Consider the following 20,381-nt stretch of genomic DNA (forward strand, 5'->3'; position numbering starts at 1 on the left):
GGAACTGAGTGATCAGACGAATGGACCCTGATCCGGCTTTGTTACAGATAAGAATCAGAGCGGCGTTGAAACTTGAGGTAAATCAAGTCTGAACGCTTGCAGACCCACAGAATCAACCTATTGATCGGTGTACGGGATACGACTGGAGAATTGCGATGAGCGACTGTCTGAGTACCGAGCAACTGGAAGGGCTGGATGCCTATTGGCGGGCGTCCAATTACCTGGCGGTCGGGCAGATTTATCTCAAGGACAACCCGTTGCTGAAGGAGCCGCTGGCCCTGGCGCACATCAAGCCACGGTTACTGGGCCATTGGGGCACGACGCCGGGATTGAACCTGATCTACACGCACCTCAACCGGTTGATCAACCAGCACGACCTGAACATCTTGTTCATCGCCGGTCCTGGCCATGGCGGGCCGGCGGTGGTGGCGCAGACTTATCTGGAAGGCACTTTTACCGAGTGCTATCCCTCGGTGGAGCGCAACAGTAATGGCCTGGTCCGTCTGTTTCGGCAGTTTTCCTGGCCGTATGGCATTTCCAGCCATGTGTCGGCGCAAATCCCAGGGTCGATTCATGAGGGCGGCGAACTGGGATATAGCCTGGCCCATGCCTACGGTGCGGCGTTCGATAACCCCGACTTGATCGTCGCTTGCGTGATCGGTGATGGCGAGGCCGAAACGGGGACGCTGGCGGCCAGTTGGCACTCCAACAAGTTCCTCAACCCCGCGCGTGACGGCGCGGTGCTGCCAATCCTGCATCTGAACGGCTACAAAATCGCCAACCCCACGGTGCTCTCCAGAATCAGCGAGGACGAGCTGTCGGCGCTGATGTATGGCTATGGCTACGATCCCTATTTTGTCGAAGGCGATGACCCCATGGCGGTGCATCAGGCGCTGGCCAGGACACTGGACACGATCACGCTCAAGATTGCCGAGATTCAGCGCGTTGCGCGCCAGCATCCGCAGAATGAGCCATCGGAGCGCCAACTCTGGCCGATGCTGGTACTGCGCACGCCCAAGGGCTGGACCGGGCCGAAGTTTGTCGACGGTCATCGGGTCGAGGGGACTTGGCGGGCACATCAGGTCCCTCTGGCCGATTTCCGCCAGGCGCTGCACCTGCGCCAGCTGGAGGAATGGCTCAACAGTTACCGGCCTGATGAATTGTTCGATGCCAACGGCACCTTGCTCCCCGAGCTGGCCGCCCTGGCGCCCACCGGACAGCGGCGCATGAGCGCCAATCCCCATGCCAATGGCGGCCTCTTGTTGCGCCCCTTGAACCTGCCGCGTTTTACCGACTATGCGGTTAAGTGCAACGCCCCCGGCACCCTGCGGGCCGAAGCGACACGGGTCATGGGCACCTACCTGCGCGACGTCATGAAAAACAACCTGGGCGCCAGCAACTTTCGGTTGTTTGGCCCGGATGAAACCGCCTCGAACCGACTCGATGCGGTCTATGACGTCAGCGCCAAGGCGTGGATGGACCCGCTGGAGCTTGAGGACCTCAATCTGGCGGCCGATGGTCGTGTGATGGAAATTCTCAGTGAACAAGTGTGCGAGGGTTGGCTCGAAGGGTATCTGCTGACGGGACGCCATGGATTGCTGTCCTGTTACGAGGCCTTTATCCACATCGTCGATTCGATGGTCAACCAGCATGCCAAATGGTTGAAAACCGCCGCCGAGGTGCCATGGCGCAAACCGATCGCCTCGCTGAATTTGCTGCTGACCTCCCATGTCTGGCGCCAGGACCATAATGGGTTCTCCCACCAGGACCCGGGCTTCATCGATCTGGTGGCGAACAAAAAGTCGGACGTGGTGCGCATCTATCTGCCGCCCGACGCCAATTGCCTGCTCTCGGTGACTGACCACTGTCTCAAAAGCCGCGACTACATCAACGTCATCGTCGCCGGTAAACAACCGGAATGGCAGTGGCTGGAAATCGACGCTGCCCTGCGCCATTGCCAGGCGGGTATCGGCCGATGGGGCTGGGCCTGCCACGAGGACGACGACCCGGACGTCGTCATGGCCTGCGCCGGCGATGTGCCAACCCTGGAAACCCTGGCCGCCGTGACCTTGTTGCGTGAGTACGTACCGGATTTGCGGGTGAGGGTGATCAATGTCGTCGACTTGATGGTGCTTCAGCCTTCCTTCCAGCATCCCCATGGTTTACCGGACACGGCATTCAACGAACTGTTTACCGTCGACAAACCGGTCATCTTCGCCTTCCATGGCTATCCCGCGCTGATTCACCGGTTGATTTACAAGCGCACCAATCATGAGAGTTTTCATGTGCGGGGCTTCATTGAGGAGGGCGCGACCACGACGCCGTTCGACATGGCAGTGCTCAACAACCTGGATCGTTTTCGGCTGGCGCTGGACGTCATCGAGCGGGTGCCCCGGTTGCACGATCAGTTGCGAGACGCGCGCTCACGCTATTGGTCGATCCTGGAAAAACACAAGCTCTACCTCATTGAGCATGGACAGGACATGCCCGAAATCCTCAACTGGCAATGGACACCGAGAGTAACCAACTGACTGGAGGTCGGCGACAAAACCATTACTTGCGCTTCCAGTACTTCTGCATTTCAAGAAACAGAAAGGATGCGGTCCACGTGATCAGCACCAACCCGGTCAGGGCCTGCAAGCCGGTCAAATACTTGAGGTTGCCCACCGGTGAAATATCGCCGAAGCCGATCGTCGTGTAGGTCGTGAAGGAAAAGTAGACGCAGTCCATCAGCGTACCGTCGAAGTTGCCCGTCAGGCCGCCCCATTGGCCGCCCCATCGGCCGGAGTGCACCATCAGGTAATAAACCAGCGCGAAGCACCAGACCTCTATCGCATGGGCCAGCAGGGCACCAAATACCCCGACGACAATTCTGAAGCGGCTCCACAACTTGAGCCGAGGCAGCCAATCGTTCAAGCGCAACAGACATTCGTAATGGATCACTACAACGATGATGACCACCAGCGTATTGATCAGCGTGACTGCCAGCATGGCAAGACTCCATTTTTACGGGGTATTTAAGATGAATCGGGAGGACGCTGTACAGGTATGAGCGCTGGAAAGTCTTCAGGCGACAAGGTTTCCTTTTCAAGCAACAGATGGGCACCGGCGTCCAGATCGGCTCGACGACTTTCGAGCAACGCCTTGGCTCGTCCATAGGCTTCATCGAGCAGGGCGCGAATACCCAGGTCGACTTCCCTGGCTGTCTGTTCCGAATAGTCTTTATCACCCTGCGCCGGCATGCGTTCACCCAGGTACGTGGTGTTTTGTCGCTCCAGCACGGACTGGCCGAGCTCGGCGCTCATGCCAAACCGGGTGATCAATTGCCGGGCGATATCTGTTGCGTGGGCCAGGTCATCGGCAGCTCCAGTGGAAATCTGGCCATAAGCGAGGTATTCGGCAGCGCGCCCGGCCATCAGGACAACGATCCGGTCCTTGAGCATCTGGCAACTGATCAGGAAGTGATCTTCGGTTGGACGCTGTAGGGTATAGCCCAGCGAGCCAATCGCGCGAGGCACGATAGACACTTTGTGCACCGGATCCATGGCCGGAAGACTGCTGGCAGCCAGGGCATGCCCCATCTCATGATACGCCACCACCTGGCGTTCCTCGGGGCGCAGCACACTGCTCTTGCGTTCAATCCCTGCAACGATGCGTTCCACGGCGGCCGTGAAGTCGTCGAGACCGACCGCTTGCGCTCCACGACGCGTGGCGACGATGGCGGCCTCGTTGACCAGATTGGCCAAGTCAGCACCGGTAAAGCCGGTGGTGAGGTCGGCAATCTGTTCGGCATTGATCGCGGGTTCCACAGTGATTTTTTGCAGATGGACCTTGAGGATTGCCTGGCGGCCTTTTCGATCGGGGCGATCGATCAGCACCTGCCGATCGATCCGTCCGGCCCGCAGCAGCGCCGGGTCGAGAATCTCTGGCCGGTTAGTCGCGGCCAGCAGCACGACGCCCTCACGGGGATCGAACCCGTCCAGTTCTGACAGTAATTGATTAAGGGTCTGCTCTTTTTCGTCATTGCCACCAAACGCACCGACGCCGCGCATTTTGCCCAGTGCATCCAGTTCGTCGATGAAGATGATGCAAGGTGCCGCCTGGCGCGCCTGTTCGAACAGGTCATGCACTCGGGCGGCGCCTACGCCCACGAACATTTCGACAAACTCGGACCCCGATATCGAGAAAAAAGGCACGCCGGCTTCACCGGCGATGGCTTTGGCCACCAGGGTCTTGCCGGTTCCCGGAGGGCCGACCAACAAAGTGCCTTTGGGGATATGCGCCCCCAGGCGTGAGTATTTGGCTTTGTCCTTGAGGAAAGAGACGATTTCCACCAGTTCGGCCTTGGCCTCATCGATGCCGGCCACATCGGCAAAGGTCACGCCGGTCTCGCGCTGCACAAATACCTTGGCCCGGGACTTGCCGATGCTCATCAATCCTCCGACACCTTGCTTTTCCGCCAGCCCGCGAAACAGGAAATGCCAGATCACCATGATCAGGACAAAAGGCAGCAGCAAGCCCAGCAGGCCATTGAGCAACGTGTTTTCGTTGACCCCGGTGAATCCGACGCCCGAACGACCCAGTTCAGCCGCTAACGCCGGATCCACCCGCACCGTGGAAAACTGGTTATGCCCGTTGATAGGCTCTTGCAGTTTGCCGCTGATCTGATCTTTCTCGACCCGTAGATCGCTGACCTTCTGCTCGCTGAGCAATTGCACAAACTGACTGTACGGAATGTTTTGCACGACATTGCGTTCTAAAAACAGAATTTGAACCAGGGTCAGCACGACAAACGCTATCGCGAAGTAAGACAGGTTCCATTGGTGATTCTTTTTCATGGGCGTGGCTCTGCGTCGTGGCATCGACCAGGGACGAACGATGATGGCCGGTCAGTATTTTTCTACGCCTGGGCGCAGGAAAATGGTTGAGGTAAATCAACAATCTCTCCATGAGCACGGGAAGGGCGTACGGCCAGCGATTTGTTTGACAAAAATCAGTGCTCCCAATGTGTACCGCCCGATACTTGGGTCACTGCATTTGCAGTGAACGTTTCAGGGAGAGGCACGTGATGCTCAAACTCAAACGCATTCTGTTGATAGCCCCCGGCGAAATGACCCTTACCCCGGCGTTTGAGCGTGCCTATGCACTGGCCTGCGCGACCGGTGCGTTTTTGCATATTGTCGCGTTCGATTATGTCCCGGCACTGGCGGTGGCGGGTCTGCTCGACCATGAGGCGATGGCCCAGGCGCGGGAAGGTTATCTGCAAGTGCATCGGCAGTGGCTGGAGCAACAAGCCCGCTTCAAACGATGCATCGGCATGCAGGTGACCACCGAAGTAGTCTGGGCCAGATCGAGCCTGACGCACGTGCTTGAGTACGTGAATGACTTTCATCCGGATCTGGTGATCAAGGATACTCATTACGTGCCGACACTCGACCGGGCCTTTCATCGACCTTTGGACTGGCACTTGCTGCGCGCATGTCCTGCGCACTTGCACCTGGTGACCAGTGCCGCGCACCCCAAGCCGTTGAAAATCCTCGCAGCGATCGATCTGTCCCATCTGGAAGAGCTGACGCAGGGCCTCAATGACCGAATACTCGATGTGGCGTCTACCTTAGCGGCAAGCTGTGGTGCCGCGCTGCACGTACTCAACGTCAGCCATTGGTCTGTAATAAGCGATGCACCATTGAGTGTGCCGATAGACAGTCTTGATGACAGTTTGAGGGACGCGATCGAAGATGCGCAGCAAGAAGCCTTCGAAGCGCTTGCTGAGCGCTATTGCATAAAAGAAACGTGCCGACACTCGCTGACCGGTATCCCCCACAAGGTCATCGTGCTTTTCGCGCAACAGAATGCATTCGACGTGGTGGTGTTGGGCACCGTTTATCACTACGGCAAAGACCCGTTCATTGGCAGTACTGCTGAGCGTGTATTGAACAGGGCCCCGTGCAGTTTGATGATCGTCAAGCCATCACCCCCACCGGACTGAAAGGGGCACTGTCGCTCACAGTTGATAAAAATCAACTTGCCTGGGTGCAAAAGGCGCGATCAATAGCGCTCCCCTGCAAGCGCAAGGAAACGGCCATGCGAATCACATTTCTGGGTGCCGCGGGCACGGTCACGGGCAGCAAGTACTTGCTGGAACATCGTAACCAACATGTGTTGATCGATTGCGGTCTGTTCCAGGGCTACAAGCAACTGCGATTACACAACCGCGACCCGTTCCAGCTTCCGGTCAACGACCTCGACGCCATTGTGCTGACCCATGCCCATCTTGATCACAGCGGCTATCTGCCGGTACTGGTGCGCAATGGTTATCGCGGCCCGGTATATGCCACGCCAGCGACCTGTGAGCTGGTGAAAATCCTGCTGCTGGACAGTGGCCGGTTGCAGGAAGAAGAGGCTGAGTTCGCCAACCGGCATGGCTTTTCAAAGCACAGCCCGGCATTGGCGCTTTACACCGAGCAAGATGCTGAGCATGCACTGAAGTTGTTACGGCCGGTGGAGCTGAACCACAGTGTCCAGATTGTCCCTGACATGACCATTGAGCTGCGGGGCGCCGGGCACATTCTGGGGGCAGCGACGGTGGAAGTGATTGCCGATGGCCAGACCTTGGTGTTTTCAGGGGATTTGGGCAGACCTGACGATCCTTTGATGTTCGCTGCGCAAACCGTCGAACAGGCGGATTACCTGCTGGTGGAGTCGACTTACGGCGACCGTAGACATCCAGACGAATCGCCGCAACAGCAATTGGCTGAGGTCATCAACCGTACCGCGTTGCGCCGGGGTATTACGCTGGTGCCATCCTTCGCGGTGGGACGCGCCCAATTGCTGATGTACCACCTTTATCAATTGAAACGCCAACGTGCGATTCCTGATATTCCCATCTACCTGAACAGCCCGATGGCCACCGACGTCACGGGCCTGTACCAGCGGTTTCGCAGCGAGCACAGGTTATCCCTGGAGGACTGCGAGGGTATGTGCCATGTGGCGCAATTCGTCCGCACGGTCGAGGATTCGAGAGCGCTTGATCAGCAACGCACCCCGGCGGTCATTATCGCCGCCAGCGGCATGGCGACCGGCGGGCGCGTTGTCCACCACCTCAAGGCGCTGGCTCCCAATCCGCTTAACACGCTGTTGATGCCGGGCTTTCAGGCCGGTGGCACTCGGGGGGCACAAATTGTAGCGGGCTCTCGAACGGTGCGTATCCATGGCAAGGAGGTGCCGATAAACGCTGAGGTGGTGCCGATGCAAACCCTGTCGGCGCATGCTGACGCCGATGAAATCATGCAGTGGTTGCGTGGCTTCAAGCGCCCGCCCAAGCACACATTTGTGGTGCATGGCGAGCCAAACGCATCGGATGCGCTGCGCCGCCGTATCAGCCTGGAACTTGGGTGGTCGGTGTCGGTGCCGGAGTATCGCGATAGCGTCGACCTCACACCCGGAGTCGAATCATGAGCCAGTATCGACGGTTGTTACTCATCATCCACCTTGCCTTGGGTCATTCTCCGGCCATCACCCATGCTGCGGCATTGGCCCGGGCCAGTGGCGCAAGGTTGCATATCGCGGCCCTGGTTCCATCGTTGAAATTGTTGTCGCTGCTCGAAGATAGCGACCGGGAAAAGGCCCGGGAACGTTACCTGCAGGACCATCGCGATTGGCTGAAGGATCAGGAAAAAATACTGCGCGGCAAAGGAATCGACGTGACCAGCGAGGTGGCCTGGGCTGATGAAATGAAGCAAGGCATTCTGGATTACGTCGCAGAATTACAGCCCGACCTGTTGATCAAGGAAATCCAACATGAATCCGTGCTCAAACGCGCGCTCTTCAACTCGCTGGACTGGCGCCTGCTGCACCAGTGTCCAGTACCGGTTTATCTGGTAGGCGGGGCCGGTCACGCCTTGCCCCGCAAGGTGGTGGCGGCAGTGGACGTGTCGGCTGGCGAGTCCGGGCACAGCGAACTCAATGGCCGCATCATTCAACAGGCCTCCAGCCTGGCCATCCAGTGTGATGCCGAATTGCACCTGCTCTATGCCCATGAAATGTCAGAAGACTACCTGGAAGAGCTGAGCGATAGCTTGAAGCTGTCAGCGTTGAGTAAAGGGGTGCGCAAAGCGTTGGAAAAGTCGTTTCTTGCATTCGCCAGGCAATACGGGGTGCCCGCCGACCGCCGGCATTTCGTCTTGGGTCACCCCGTCACGGCACTCAGTGAATTTGCCAGCCAGAATCATGTGGATGTGATTGTGATGGGCAGAACCCAGTACCAAGGCCTGGAGCATCCTCTGGGCAGTACGACCGAACATATCCTGTATCAAGTGCCCTGCAGCGTACTGGCGGTTTGAAGTCGTCTCGGGGTTCCGCTCGCCTGGTGGGGCGGGCGAATGCTCAGGCAGGATCAAAGGCAGCATTTTCCGCCAGCAAGGCGGCGGTCAGGGCCGTGCTGTCGAGTATCTGCAGGTGACGCGTGGCGCAGTCAGGTGGCAGGCGAAACGGCGGCACGGAGTCAGCGATCGCAATGTGTTCAAAAAGAGGCCGGTCGAACAGCCGACTGCCTGCGGTAAACAAACCATGGGTAGCGGCTGCGAACAGTCGGGCGGCACCCGCCGTTTGGCAGGCGAGGCCGGCATGCGTCAGCGTTTCACCCGTGCTGATCAGGTCGTCGAAAACAATGGCTGTCTTGCCTGAGACTTCACCGATCAAGAGAGTGCCCGTCAGCGTGGCGTGATCGCGGTGCTTTTCCATCAGGGCACTGCCAACCGGACGCCCCAGTTGCCGTTCCAGGGCTTGACGAAACTGCTCGGCGCGCTTGCTACCCCCTGAGTCGGGGGAAACCGCAACCACTTCGGCGTCGTCGACCAGCCCGGCGAAATGCCCGGCGAACAATTCGGTGCACTGCAGGTTCCTGGTTGGAATGCGGAAGGCGTTGTCAAACGCTGCCGGATTGTGCACGTCCAGGGCGATCAGGCGATCCACGCCACTGGCTTCAATAAGGGCGGCTACATAACGCGTTATGGTCGGGTCCTGAGGCTGGTTGCGGCGATCCTTGCGCCCGTAGCACAAGTAGGGCGTCACCACTTGCACATGACGAGCGTCGGCATCCTTGAGCGCACCGCAGAAGAACAGCAAGCGACACAGCTTATCGTTTGCGCTCTGTTGGCCATCCCCATACAAGGAATGGAACACCACGACGTCACGACCGCCAACCGGATCCAGCGGGCGGCATTTATGTTCGCCGTCTTCGTAGTCACGCTCTTCGTGGCGTGCCAGTTGGCAACCAAGCCGTTGAGCGACGCGGCCGGCGTAGATTTCAGTGCCTTTGAGGGCAAAAAGAAGCGGGGGCAGGGTCAGCATGCAGCGGCTCCTTGGAGGCGGGATATGAAATGCGCCTTACCTGAAACTTCGAAAAGAAAGCGCATGTACCGTGACCTCGGAGGCAACCGCCGGATGAAGGTGTATTCACGCTCAGCTTACGCCAATCCTGATGCACTGGCGTACAAGGGTCGTGGTCAAGCGACCGAAGAACAACCCCCCGGCCGGTTTCCCGGCAGGGGGGCAGCTACGCGGTCAATCGGCCTTGATCGGCACGACCTTGTCGGCCTTCATGGCTTCGGGCTTTTTCGGCAACGAGATGCTCAGCACGCCTTTGCTGAAACTCGCTTCGATCTTCTCGGCATCGACCCCTTTGGGCAGGCTGAACGTGCGCTCGAAGGAACCATAGTGACGTTCGCTAAGATGATAGCCCTTACTTTTCTCTTCCTTGTCCTCTTTCTTTTCCCCCTTGATGATCAGGTTGCCGTTGGACAGTTTGAGCTCGATGTTCTTTTGATCCATGCCGGGGAGTTCGGCAGTGATTTCGAAGCTCTTGTCTTTCTCGGTGATGTCCACGGCAGGCAGGCCATGGCCGCTCAGTTCGCGCCGCCAGAAGGGCTCGACATCAAACAACCCACGGCTGAAGGGCGATAGCCCAGAACCGCGATTGAACTCGTCGAACAGGTGATCGACCTGTTGCCGCAGTTTTTCCAGGGGCCGCCAAAAGTCTGAGGTCGCTGGATGCTGGCTTGATTTGTCTTCGGTCTGGATCGGCATTTTTTTCACGGAATTGCTCATTTTTCACGACTCCTCTTGGTTAAAGGGCAGGCTCAAAACATTCCGTACACCCGTCCGCCCTGAAAAAAACAACCCGGCGCTGACCTTGCAAAGCCAGCGTCATTCACCCATGCGATGGTGCGAACGCTGACTCTAATGTCCATGGGAATGCCCAAAACTCGCTTGATATAAATCAGAAAGAGGGCAAAAACGGTTTGCTCCGATACCGCTGTCACCTCGTCACTGGCCAAGGCCTCTGTCCATCAACCAAAACGGACACGATAGACAATCGAGACCTAAGCTTTACCTCAATGGGCCACGGGCGTTTTTGCTTCGACAACGTGAATTGCCCTTCGAGGAAATCACCTCCATGTTCAGTAAATGGCTGGATCCCGCGCTGCTCCTGCTCAGCGCCATGACGCTGCTGGCGGGGGGTGTTGCACACCTTTGGCAAAGACCGGACTGGGCGTCGATGTGCTGGGCCGCAGGAAGCGTGGTGATGGCCTTGGTACTGTTGGTCGAGATCGTCAGGCGTCTGGCCCGGCGCGAGGCCGGTGTAGACATGATCGCGTTGCTGTCGATCACCGCCGCCCTGGCCTTTGCGCAGACACTGGTGGCAGCGGTGATTGCCTTGATGCTCGCCAGCGGACGTACCCTGGAGTTTTTTACCAGCCAACGCGCCGAACGTGAGCTTCGTGCCCTCATCGACCGGGCGCCACGTTTTGCCTGGTTGCAGGAGGCGGGCGGGTTGCGCGAGATCCCCGTAGAACAGATCCAGCCCAATCAAACATTGCTGGTGCGCCTGGGGGAGGTGGTACCGGTCGACGGGCGCCTGCTGAGCCCCACCGCCGAACTGGATGAATCGGCACTCAGCGGCGAATCGTTGCCCGTCACTCGTCGAGAAGGCGAGCAACTGCACAGTGGTGTTTCCAATGTCGGTGCACCCCTCCTGTTGAGCGCCACGCGAACGGCCGCACAGAGCACCTATGCCGGGATCGTTCGGCTGGCCGAGGAGGCGCGACGTTCACGCGCGCCATTCGTGCGCTTGGCCGACCGTTATGCGTTGTTCTTCATCCCGTTGACCTTGCTGATTGCCGCAGCGGCCTGGCAACTGAGTGGCGATCCCTTGCGAGCGCTGGCGGTATTGGTGGTAGCCACGCCGTGCCCGTTGATACTGGCGGTACCGATTTCGATCATGTCAGGCATTTCGAGGGCGGCGCGGCGCGGAATACTGATCAAGGACGGCGCGACCCTGGAGGCGTTGGCCGGTGTCAAACAGGTGTTTCTCGACAAGACCGGAACACTGACCAGCGGCCATGCCCGTCTGCAATCAATCGAGGTCAATGGACTTGCCGACCCCTTGCGTTTGCTTGGCCTGGCCGCTTCGCTGGCGCAGGCCTCGACGCACCCCATCTGCCAGGCCATTGTCGACGCCGCGCGCCAGCGTCAATTGCCTCTGAGCATCCCCCGACAGGTGGATGAGAGTCCGGGCGCCGGCCTTTGCGGGGTGGTCGATGGCAGGCGGGTGCGTTTCGGCACGTTGTCTTTTGCTCATGCCGACGCACCTGCGTCCGACTGGGGCGCAGCCATGTTGCGCCATATGGATTACCTGGCGTGCAGTGGAAGCTTTATTGACGTGGATGGAGAACTTGCCGGCCTGCTGGTGTTTTCGGACAACGTGCGTCGAGAAACACCACAAACCCTGCGCCGCCTGCGCGCCCGGGGCATAGAGAGGATCGTCATGCTCACTGGCGATCGCCTGGAAACCGCCGAAATGGTTGCGCTGTCCGCCGGGATTGACGAGCTGCGAGCAGGGCTGATCCCGGAGGACAAAGTGCGAGCGGTGCAGGAAGGGTGTTTGCGCGCCAGTACCTTGATGGTCGGCGATGGCATCAATGATGCCCCCGCGTTGGCGGCGGCCAACGTCGGCGTGGCCATGGGGGCCAGTGGTGCCACGGCTTCTGCACAAGCCGCGGGTGTGGTGCTGCTGGTAGACCGTCTCGATCGTCTGGTGGAGGCATTGGACATTGCCCGCCAAACCCGTCACATCGCCCGCCAGGGTGTGCTGGTCGGCATGGGCATGTCGTTGCTGGCCATGGTGGTGGCGGCCCTGGGTTATCTGCCGCCGCTTATCGGTGCCGTGGTGCAAGAGGGCATCGATGTGGCGATCATCATCAACGCCTTGCGTGCATTGGGGCCACTGCGCGGAGTGCGCCAACAAAAGTTGGCAGCGCAACAGATCGATCACCTGCAGGACGAGCACAAGGCATTGTCTTCAGTACTCAGCGACCTGCATCAACTGGCCATTGATTTTGCCCGGCGTCCATTGGCACAAGCACAGTCGGATTTGCAGGCGCTGGTCAACAAGCTGCAAACAACCCTGGCACGCCATGAACGTGAAGACGAAAACACACTGTATCCGCAACTGACGCAAAGCATGCCAGGCGAGGATCCCATGTCAGCCATGAGCCACGCACACCGGGAGATCTTTCGCCTGATCCATCTGCTGGCGCGCATGAGCCGTGACTTCTGTGCCGCCCCCGAAACGGCATCGGCAGATGAGATTCAGCACCAGTTGATTCGGCTGGATACGCTTGTGCGAATGCATTTTGATCAGGAAGAGGAGCTGTTTCGCTATCTGGATTGGCGCTGAATCAACGTCTGGGCAGGATGCGGATCAACGTGTTGTCACCCACCCAGTAATGATGAATCAACCCGGTCGCCGCGTGCAGTCCGATCAACCAATAACCGGTGCTCCCAAGCAGTTCGTGCCAGTGCTTGAACTGCTTGGCCAATGACGGATCAACTTCTATCGGCGAGGGCAGGAAAAAACCGAAATAGGGCATCGGTTTGCCTTCTGCCGATAGCAGCAGCCAAGCCAATAGGGGTGTGGCGATCATCAGTATGTACAGCATCGAATGCATCAAGTGTGACATGCCGGTTTGCCAGGCGGGCAAAGCCGGTGCGATAGGCGGGCGCGGCGCAAGACGGCGTGCGAGCAGACGAACCCAGACGAGGGCGAAGATGCTCAGGCCGAACAATCCATGCAGCCCCAGAAAAAAGCTCCTCAAATGGCCACCGCGCGGCATCAACCCCTTGATTTCGATACAAGCGTATACACCGACAAACAACAGCAGCATTAGCCAGTGCAGGGTGATCGTCAGTTGTCCGTAGTGCTGTGGCGTTGAGTGGCGTGTCATGGTGGCCTCGACAGATGGATGCTTCGAAAGAGCCAGTACCCTGCCTGCCAAGCCTTAAGGCAATCTGAAGAAGCAATGGGTCGATCTGTTCAACACAAAGGCGTTGCCTTTTTCCTCTATTGGCTGAAGCGTCGGATTAACCACTGCTGTGGCTTCGACGCCAGCTTCTGAATGAAGAGAGTGAGTACGAAAATGCGTCGCGGTGTCATTTTCATAATCTTTGGCAGTCAGTTTTTTTCTTACCGACTGCTGACGGTGCGATCTTTTTCGCCTGGGGCAAATACTTCAATTGCCAGCGGATGAACTACGCTCCAAAAACAACACTGCAGATCGAAGAAACAGTGTGCAAGGTCGATACGACCCGAATGCTGATGGATACCCACTGTCCATTCTGCGGGATCCGGCATCCCTGATCGCCAGCACCCGGTGTACGTTCCGTGAGAATCAAACAGCCGCTGCCAGCTCTCCTGTTACTCGCCTTGCTATCGGGTGGCTGCACGACACTCAATGTCCCTCACGAACCCAGTCAGGCGTTGCCTGCGAGGGATTCGGCATTCGGTCGTTCTATTCAGACCCAGGTAGCCCCCCATCAGGGCCAATCGGGCTTTCGCTTGCTATCCGATAGTGCAGAGGCTTTCACAGCACGCGCCGAGCTGATCCGTAACGCCCAAAGCAGCCTCGACTTGCAGTATTACATCGTCCACGACGGTATCACTACGCGGATACTGGTGAGCGAGCTGCTCGACGCCGCCGACCGGGGAGTCCGCGTGCGGATTTTGCTCGATGACACGACCAGCGATGACTTGGAACGAATCATTGCGACGCTGGCTGCCCACCCGCAGATTCAGGTCCGCGTGTTCAATCCACTGCATTTGGGCCGCAGCACTGTCGTGACGCGAACAATGGGCCGGCTGTTGAACCTGTCGCAGCAACACCGGCGCATGCACAATAAATTGTGGGTGGTGGACAACAGCGTGGCAATCGTCGGAGGGCGCAATTTGGGGGATGAGTATTTCGATGCCGAGCCCAACAAGAATTTCACCGACATCGACATGCTCAGTGTCGGCCCGGTTGCAGAACAGTTGGGTCATAGTTTTGACCAGTACTGGAACAGTGCCCTGAGCAAGCCGATCGAGCAGTTTCTCTCGACCCGGCCAACGACCAGGGACCTGAAAAATACCCGGACCCGACTGGACGAATCCCTCGAGGAAACGCGTAAACAGAATCCTGCTCTGTACCAGCAGTTGATGACCTACACCACTCACCCGCGCCTGCCTGTCTGGCGCCGCGAGCTGATCTGGGCCTGGAACCAGGCGATGTGGGATGCACCGAGTAAGGTTTTGTCGAAGGGCGAACCAGCCCCGCACTTGCTGTTGACCACCCAGTTGGCACCTGAGCTTAACGGGGTCACCAAGGAGCTGATATTGGTTTCTGCCTACATGGTGCCCGGCCAACCGGGGTTGGTGTACTTGACCCGTCGTGCCGACGCTGGCGTGTCGATCAGCTTGCTGACTAATTCACTGGAAGCCACCGATGTGCCTGCCGCGCACGGTGGCTATGCCCCTTATCGCAAAACCTTGCTCAAGCATGGTGTGCAGTTGTTCGAATTACGCCGCCAGTCCGGCGACAATGGAGACAGCGACAACGGACCACACCTTTTTCACAACGGATCCTCCAATAGTTCCGATTCCAGCCTGCACAGCAAAGCGATGATTTTCGACCAGCAGAAAGCTTTCATTGGTTCGTACAACTTCGATTCGCGCTCATTATTGTGGAACACCGAAGTCGGGGTGTTGGTGGATAACCCGCAACTCGCCGGACGGGTGCGCGAACTGGCCCTGGAAGGCATGGCACCCCCTCTCAGTTATCATGTCCTGCTGGAAAATACACAGCTGGTCTGGGTCACCGAGGATGACGGCAAACAACATACGTTGACCACTGAGCCGGGGGGGTGGTGGCGACGCTTCAGTTCGTGGCTCAGCAGCAATATCGGGCTGGAGAAAATGTTATAGCGAGAAAATACTGGAGGTCACTCCCTTCATTTTACTTTCGTGACCAGGATGAATCATGCGGATGTGGGTAGGTGGCACGGCGCGGCTTATCAGCCAATTGATGATGGCTGCGGGTATCAGCCTCGTCGCAATCGTCACGGGTGTGCAGGCTCAAGTCACACCTCAAACCACTCGAGAGATAAAGGCCTTGCTGGATTTTGTCGAACGCAGTGAGTGTCAGTTTGTGCGCAATGGAAGCGAATACCCAGGTCCCCGCGCTCGGGCGCACCTGGAGAAGAAGCTGGATTACCTCGAAGGCAAGAACATGTTGAACAGTGCAGAAGACTTCATTGATCTTGCAGCCACTAAAAGCAGTATAAGTGGACGCAATTATGAGGTTCGATGTTCGCAAGGTGTAGAACCGGCAAGCATCTGGTTGAAGCGGGAACTACAGAGGCAACGGCAACTTCATTGAGTCGCAAAGGAATGCACAGGATCGCAGGATGGTAAGCAGGACGGCCGTCTGTCGCTTGGTGCGCGTTGGCGCCAGCGGCCTCGCCTTGGCCGAGAAAGTGCCGCACGTCGAGAAAGCGAAGTCAGCCAGACGGCGGTCATCTGATACGGTTTTTTATGTTGGATCTGAGTCTTTTTTTAGCGAGTCGCTGCTCTATAGAGTGCGCGTCCGACGCACTAGTGGACAGTGATCGGCCGCCCACTATTTCAGGCTCTCTGAAGACGGACGACCTCGAGAGTCTTCAGGAACAATCGTGAATACTCGTCCTAGCTCTCACAGCAAGACACTTGCCGAGTCGCAACGTGACATTCTCGGCATGATCGCGACCGACCATCATCTGGGCGACATCCTCTGCGCCATTTGCCAGATGCTCGACGCACAGGCCCCCGAAACCTTCTGCTCTATCCTGCTCACTGATGCCGCGGGCACACACTTGCTGAGCGGCGCGGCGCCCGGCCTGCCGGTCGAGTACAGCGAGGCGATTCATGGAATGGCCATTGGTCCCCGGGAAGGCACCTGCGGCACCGCAGCGTTCCGGCGCGAGTTGGTGGTCACCGAAGACATCGCCCGGGACCCAAACTGGGAGCGTTTCCGCAGCCTGGCGTTGGGGCATAACCTGCGTTCCTGCTGGTCGGTGCCTTTGCTCTCCCATCAGGGCAACGTGTTGGGTACATTTGCCCTGTACCAGAACCGCGTCAATGCGCCGGACGAGGCGCAGATTCAACGACTGGCCTTTGCAGCCCAATTGGCAGTCGTTGCGATCCGCCATGAGCGTGACGGCCAGCGCCTGGAGGCCAGCGAACAACGTTTTCGCTCATTGTTCACCTACAACCCCAACCCGGTGTTCGCCCTCGATCTGGCCGGCAACATCCAGAGTGTGAATCCAGCAGGGCTGAAGCTCAAACCGCAGACCGCAACCGATTTCATTGGCCATCACTTTTCCCATCTGGTGCTCGAAGAAGACCTGCAACGGGTCTCCCAGCATTTTTCCGCAGCCCGCGCCGGAGAACCTCAACGTTTCGAGGCACGGGTATTCGACGAGAGTGAAAAACTGCTGACCCTGGACATCTCTAACCTGCCGATCATGGTCAACGGCGAGATCGTCGGGGTGTTTGGCATAGCCCGGGACATCAGCGAGCAGAAGCATTACGAGCGCCAACTGAGCTTCAACGCCAGCCATGACCGGCTGACCGGTTTGCTTAATCGTGTTTCGCTTGAAGACCGGCTGATTCTGGATTGTCACATCAGTCGTCGGCGCAAGCGTCGTCTGGCGGTAATGTGCATCGATCTGGATGGATTCAAATCCATCAACGATTCGATCGGGCACTACTTCGGCGATCAGGTGCTGATCGAGGTGGTGCAGCGCATGACCCAGCAGGTTCGTCCCGGCGATACCATCGTGCGCATGGGCGGTGATGAATTTATCGTGCTGCTGCCGGACCTGCTTCGTGATGAGGACGTTGTACCGGTGGCCGAGCGCTTGATGGCCTGCATTGCCAGACCCTACTGCATCCAGGGTATTGACCTGCATGTGAGTGCAAGTGTCGGCATCACCCTGAGCGATGGCTACATCGAGCAGCCGATGCAGCTGATCCAGCAGGCTGACATGGCCATGTACAAGGCCAAGCAGCACGGGCGCAACAACTTTCAGTGGTACACCAGCGATCTGAATCAGCGCGTTTGTGAGCATGCGAGCCTGCGCAATGACCTGCAAAAGGCTATCGAAACCCAGTCGTTCAAGCTGCATTATCAACCGCAGATAGACGCGCGCACGGGACGGGTGGTCGGGATCGAAGCGTTACTGCGCTGGGAGCATCCGGAAAAAGGATTTATCTCACCCGCGGTTTTTGTGCCGGTGGCAGAGGACAGTGGTCAGATCATCCCGCTGAGCCTTTGGGTGCTCGATACGGCCTGCGCGCAGCTGCGCCAGCTAAGCGAGCAGGGCATCACGGGCATCTCGATGGCGGTGAATATTTCGCCGATGCATTTTCAGCGTGGCCATTTTGTCCAGTGTGTCCAAGCCACCTTGGAGAAACATGGCCTGCGTGGTGAGCAGCTGGAGCTGGAGATCACCGAGTCACTTCTGTTGCATAACGCTGAACAGGCGATCGAGACGTTGCATCGGCTGAGGGCGTTGGGGGTGCGCCTTGCGCTGGATGATTTCGGCACCGGTTTTTCCAGCCTCAGCTACCTCAAGCGTTTGCCCATCGACAAGATCAAGATTGACCGCTCGTTCATTCAGGAAATCAGCACTGATCGTCATGATGCCGCCATCACTCAGGGCATCATCTCCATGGCACACCACCTGAGCCTGACGGTGGTCGCCGAAGGGGTGGAAACGGCGTCCCAGGTGGATTTCCTGACGGGCAGTCACTGCGATGTCTTCCAGGGGTATTACTTTGCCAAACCGATGCCCTATGCAGAAATCGAAGCGTTCCTGCGTCATCCCGCTTGCCTATCCCTGACCGGCTAGCCTGGCCGGTCCCCATCCTGAAAATCAGACGCTAAGGCAAATTTTCAGACCCTGGCGCAGAACTCCATCTCCCCAGGCAAGGCGCTCCCTGCGCCTTTCTCACACACTCGGCTCTAACGCTATCGCGCTGCAAAACAACAAGAGCCGCGAAAAAATGACTAGTTTCCAACCTGCTACCGAAAGCCAGACCGGCCACATCGGCGCCCGCCAGGCCCGGGTCGAGGACGCCGCATTGTTGCGCGGCCTCGGCTGCTATGCCGATGACGCTGCCATTCCTCCGGGTACGCTGCATGCGGCGATCATCCGTTCGCCCCACGCTCATGCGCGGATCACCTCGGTGGACTTCTCCAAAGCGCTGCTGATGAAAGGCGTGCACGGCGTGCTGGTCGGCGAAGACGTCAAACGCTGGGCGCTGCCTTTCCCGGTAGGTGTACGTCAGCCGATGGAGCACTGGTGCGTCGCCGTCGACAAGGTGCGTTATGTCGGAGAGCCGGTGGCCGTGGTGATCGCTGAGAGCCGCTATCTGGCGGAGGACGCCATCGAAGGTGTGCGCGTTGAATACGAGCGGCTGTCGCCGATCATCGATCCTGAACTGGCCACCGCCGAACAGGCGCCGATCCTGCACGAAGCGGTCGGCAGCAACGTGGTCAACGAACGGCACTTTCGCTATGGCGAGCCGGAACAGGCGTTCGAGCAGGCGCCGCACAAGGTCTCGCTCAAAGTGAAGTTTCCGCGCAGTTCCTGCACACCCATTGAATGCTATGTGGTGCTGGCTCAGTACGAGCGCGCCACTGGCATCTATGACGTGCTGGCCAATTTCCAGGGTCCCTATGCGCTGCACACGGTCATGGCCCGGGCACTGAATGTGCCTGGCAACCGCTTGCGTTTGCGCACACCGAAAGATTCCGGCGGCAGCTTTGGCATCAAGCAAGGCGTGTTCCCTTACGTCGTGATGATGGGCCTGGCGTCACGCAAAGTCGGCGCACCGGTGAAGTGGGTCGAGGACCGTCTGGAACATCTTCAAGGGGCTTCTTCTGCGACCAATCGGGTGACCGAGATTGAAGCGGCGGTAGAAGCCGATGGCCGTATCACCGCGTTGCGTTATGACCAGATCGACGACTGTGGTGCCTACCTGAGAGCGCCCGAACCTGCAACGTTCTACCGCATGCACGGCAACCTGACGGGGGCCTACGCGATCCGCAATTTGCAAGTGCGCAACCGCGTGGTGCTGACCAACAAAACCCCTTCCGGCCTGAACCGTGGTTTTGGTGGCCCGCAGGTGTATTTCGCCCTGGAGCGGCTGCTGCAACACATCGCCGTGCAGTTGCAGCTCGATCCGTTGGATGTGATCCGCCGCAACCTGGTGCCGGCCGATGCCTTCCCTTATCGCGCGGCCGCCGGTGCGTTGCTCGACTCCGGCAATTACCAGGCAGGCATTGCCTTGGCAGTCGCTGATGGCGGTCTCGACGAGTTGCTCAAGCGTCGTGATCAGGCGCGTGCCGAAGGCCGAATCTATGGCATCGGTTATGCCGCCGTCATCGAACCCTCGATTTCCAACATGGGCTACATCACCACCGCGATGACACCCGAAGAGCGGCGCAAGGCCGGTCCGAAAAACGGCGCTGTCGCCACCGCCACCATCAACGTCGGCCCATTGGGTGACGTCAGTGTGCACGTGTCCTCGGCACCGCAAGGGCAGGGCCATCAAACCACCGTCGCTCAGGTCGTCGCCGAAGTGCTGGGGGTGGCGCTGGAATCCATCGTGGTCAACGTCGAACTGGACACCCAGAAGGACGCCTGGTCGATTGCCTCGGGCAACTATTCCAGCCGCTTCGCCGGCGCTGTGGCCGGTGCCGTCTACAAGGCCGCGCTGAAGATCCGCGATCGCCTCGCCGCGATTGCCGCCGAGCAGTTGCAGGCCAGTCCCGAAGATATTCGTTTCGCCGGCGGCAAGATTTTTGTGGTCAATGGCGGGGCGGTGGCGCCATTCCATCGGATTGCCGGTGCGACCCACTGGTCGCCGGGCCTGCTGCCGGAAGGTGAAAGCGGCGGCCTGCGCGAAACCGCCTTCTGGAGCCCGCCGCAACTGGTGGCGCCGGACGACCAGGATCAGGTCA

Annotated in this window: 14 protein-coding genes; 9 read left to right on the forward strand and 5 right to left on the reverse strand. The window is 58.6% G+C overall.

The window, feature by feature from the left end:
* Window positions 1-155: 155 nt before the first annotated feature.
* Window positions 156-2,531, forward strand: a complete 2,376-nt coding sequence (locus tag PSUM_RS16470) for a phosphoketolase family protein (protein ID WP_083348584.1) — start codon at window positions 156-158, stop codon at window positions 2,529-2,531.
* A 22-nt stretch (window positions 2,532-2,553) separates the two neighbouring features.
* On the opposite strand, the gene PSUM_RS16475 is transcribed toward PSUM_RS16470, so the two are convergent.
* Together PSUM_RS16475 and ftsH are read right to left on the reverse strand one after the other, a co-directional pair.
* A complete protein-coding gene (locus PSUM_RS16475) occupies window positions 2,554-2,991 on the reverse strand; it encodes a potassium channel family protein (RefSeq protein ID WP_083348585.1) in 438 nt (145 codons plus the stop codon).
* Between the two features lie 26 nt (window positions 2,992-3,017).
* The gene (gene ftsH / locus PSUM_RS16480; protein WP_083348586.1) at window positions 3,018-4,838 is read right to left on the reverse strand and encodes an ATP-dependent zinc metalloprotease FtsH; all 1,821 of its coding nucleotides are present in this window, start codon (window positions 4,836-4,838) and stop codon (window positions 3,018-3,020) included.
* Between the two features lie 230 nt (window positions 4,839-5,068).
* Between ftsH and PSUM_RS16485 the strand changes: the two genes are divergently transcribed.
* The 3 genes from PSUM_RS16485 (at window position 5,069) to PSUM_RS16495 (ending at window position 8,342) form a co-directional block, all read left to right on the forward strand.
* A complete protein-coding gene (locus PSUM_RS16485) occupies window positions 5,069-5,989 on the forward strand; it encodes a universal stress protein (RefSeq protein ID WP_083348587.1) in 921 nt (306 codons plus the stop codon).
* A 95-nt stretch (window positions 5,990-6,084) separates the two neighbouring features.
* Window positions 6,085-7,458 carry an MBL fold metallo-hydrolase RNA specificity domain-containing protein gene (locus PSUM_RS16490; protein WP_020800308.1) on the forward strand — a complete coding sequence of 458 codons (1,374 nt, stop codon included), beginning with the start codon at window positions 6,085-6,087 and terminating at the stop codon, window positions 7,456-7,458.
* The gene (locus PSUM_RS16495; RefSeq protein ID WP_083348588.1) at window positions 7,455-8,342 is read left to right on the forward strand and encodes a universal stress protein; all 888 of its coding nucleotides are present in this window, start codon (window positions 7,455-7,457) and stop codon (window positions 8,340-8,342) included. The genes PSUM_RS16490 and PSUM_RS16495 overlap by 4 nt, the downstream gene beginning before the upstream one ends.
* A gap of 43 nt (window positions 8,343-8,385) precedes the next feature.
* Here the strand turns inward: PSUM_RS16495 and PSUM_RS16500 are convergent, their stop codons facing one another.
* Complete coding sequence (locus PSUM_RS16500) at window positions 8,386-9,351, reverse strand: ribose-phosphate diphosphokinase (RefSeq protein WP_083348589.1); 966 nt, start codon at window positions 9,349-9,351, stop codon at window positions 8,386-8,388.
* Between the two features lie 213 nt (window positions 9,352-9,564).
* Complete coding sequence (locus PSUM_RS16505) at window positions 9,565-10,107, reverse strand: Hsp20/alpha crystallin family protein (protein WP_020800305.1); 543 nt, start codon at window positions 10,105-10,107, stop codon at window positions 9,565-9,567.
* A 349-nt stretch (window positions 10,108-10,456) separates the two neighbouring features.
* Between PSUM_RS16505 and PSUM_RS16515 the strand changes: the two genes are divergently transcribed.
* Window positions 10,457-12,739 carry a heavy metal translocating P-type ATPase gene (locus tag PSUM_RS16515; protein WP_083348591.1) on the forward strand — a complete coding sequence of 761 codons (2,283 nt, stop codon included), beginning with the start codon at window positions 10,457-10,459 and terminating at the stop codon, window positions 12,737-12,739.
* A gap of 1 nt (window position 12,740) precedes the next feature.
* Here the strand turns inward: PSUM_RS16515 and PSUM_RS16520 are convergent, their stop codons facing one another.
* Window positions 12,741-13,286: a cytochrome b gene (locus PSUM_RS16520; RefSeq protein WP_083348592.1), complete on the reverse strand. Its 546-nt coding sequence runs from the start codon at window positions 13,284-13,286 to the stop codon at window positions 12,741-12,743.
* Between the two features lie 437 nt (window positions 13,287-13,723).
* Between PSUM_RS16520 and PSUM_RS16525 the strand changes: the two genes are divergently transcribed.
* From PSUM_RS16525 to PSUM_RS16540, 4 genes are all read left to right on the forward strand, one after another.
* Entirely contained in the window at window positions 13,724-15,298 is a 1,575-nt protein-coding gene (locus PSUM_RS16525) for a phospholipase D family protein (RefSeq protein ID WP_083348593.1), read from the forward strand.
* Window positions 15,299-15,353: 55 nt separating this feature from the next.
* Complete coding sequence (locus PSUM_RS16530) at window positions 15,354-15,752, forward strand: YfeK family protein (RefSeq protein WP_020800297.1); 399 nt, start codon at window positions 15,354-15,356, stop codon at window positions 15,750-15,752.
* A gap of 292 nt (window positions 15,753-16,044) precedes the next feature.
* Window positions 16,045-18,264, forward strand: coding sequence for a putative bifunctional diguanylate cyclase/phosphodiesterase (locus PSUM_RS16535; protein ID WP_083348594.1), 2,220 nt, complete (start codon window positions 16,045-16,047; stop codon window positions 18,262-18,264).
* A 154-nt stretch (window positions 18,265-18,418) separates the two neighbouring features.
* The coding region (locus PSUM_RS16540; RefSeq protein WP_093935786.1) for a xanthine dehydrogenase family protein molybdopterin-binding subunit at window positions 18,419-20,381 on the forward strand (1,963 nt) is incomplete at its 3' end.

Origin of the sequence: Pseudomonas umsongensis, from assembly GCF_002236105.1 — a bacterium.
Classification (GTDB): domain Bacteria; phylum Pseudomonadota; class Gammaproteobacteria; order Pseudomonadales; family Pseudomonadaceae; genus Aquipseudomonas; species Aquipseudomonas umsongensis.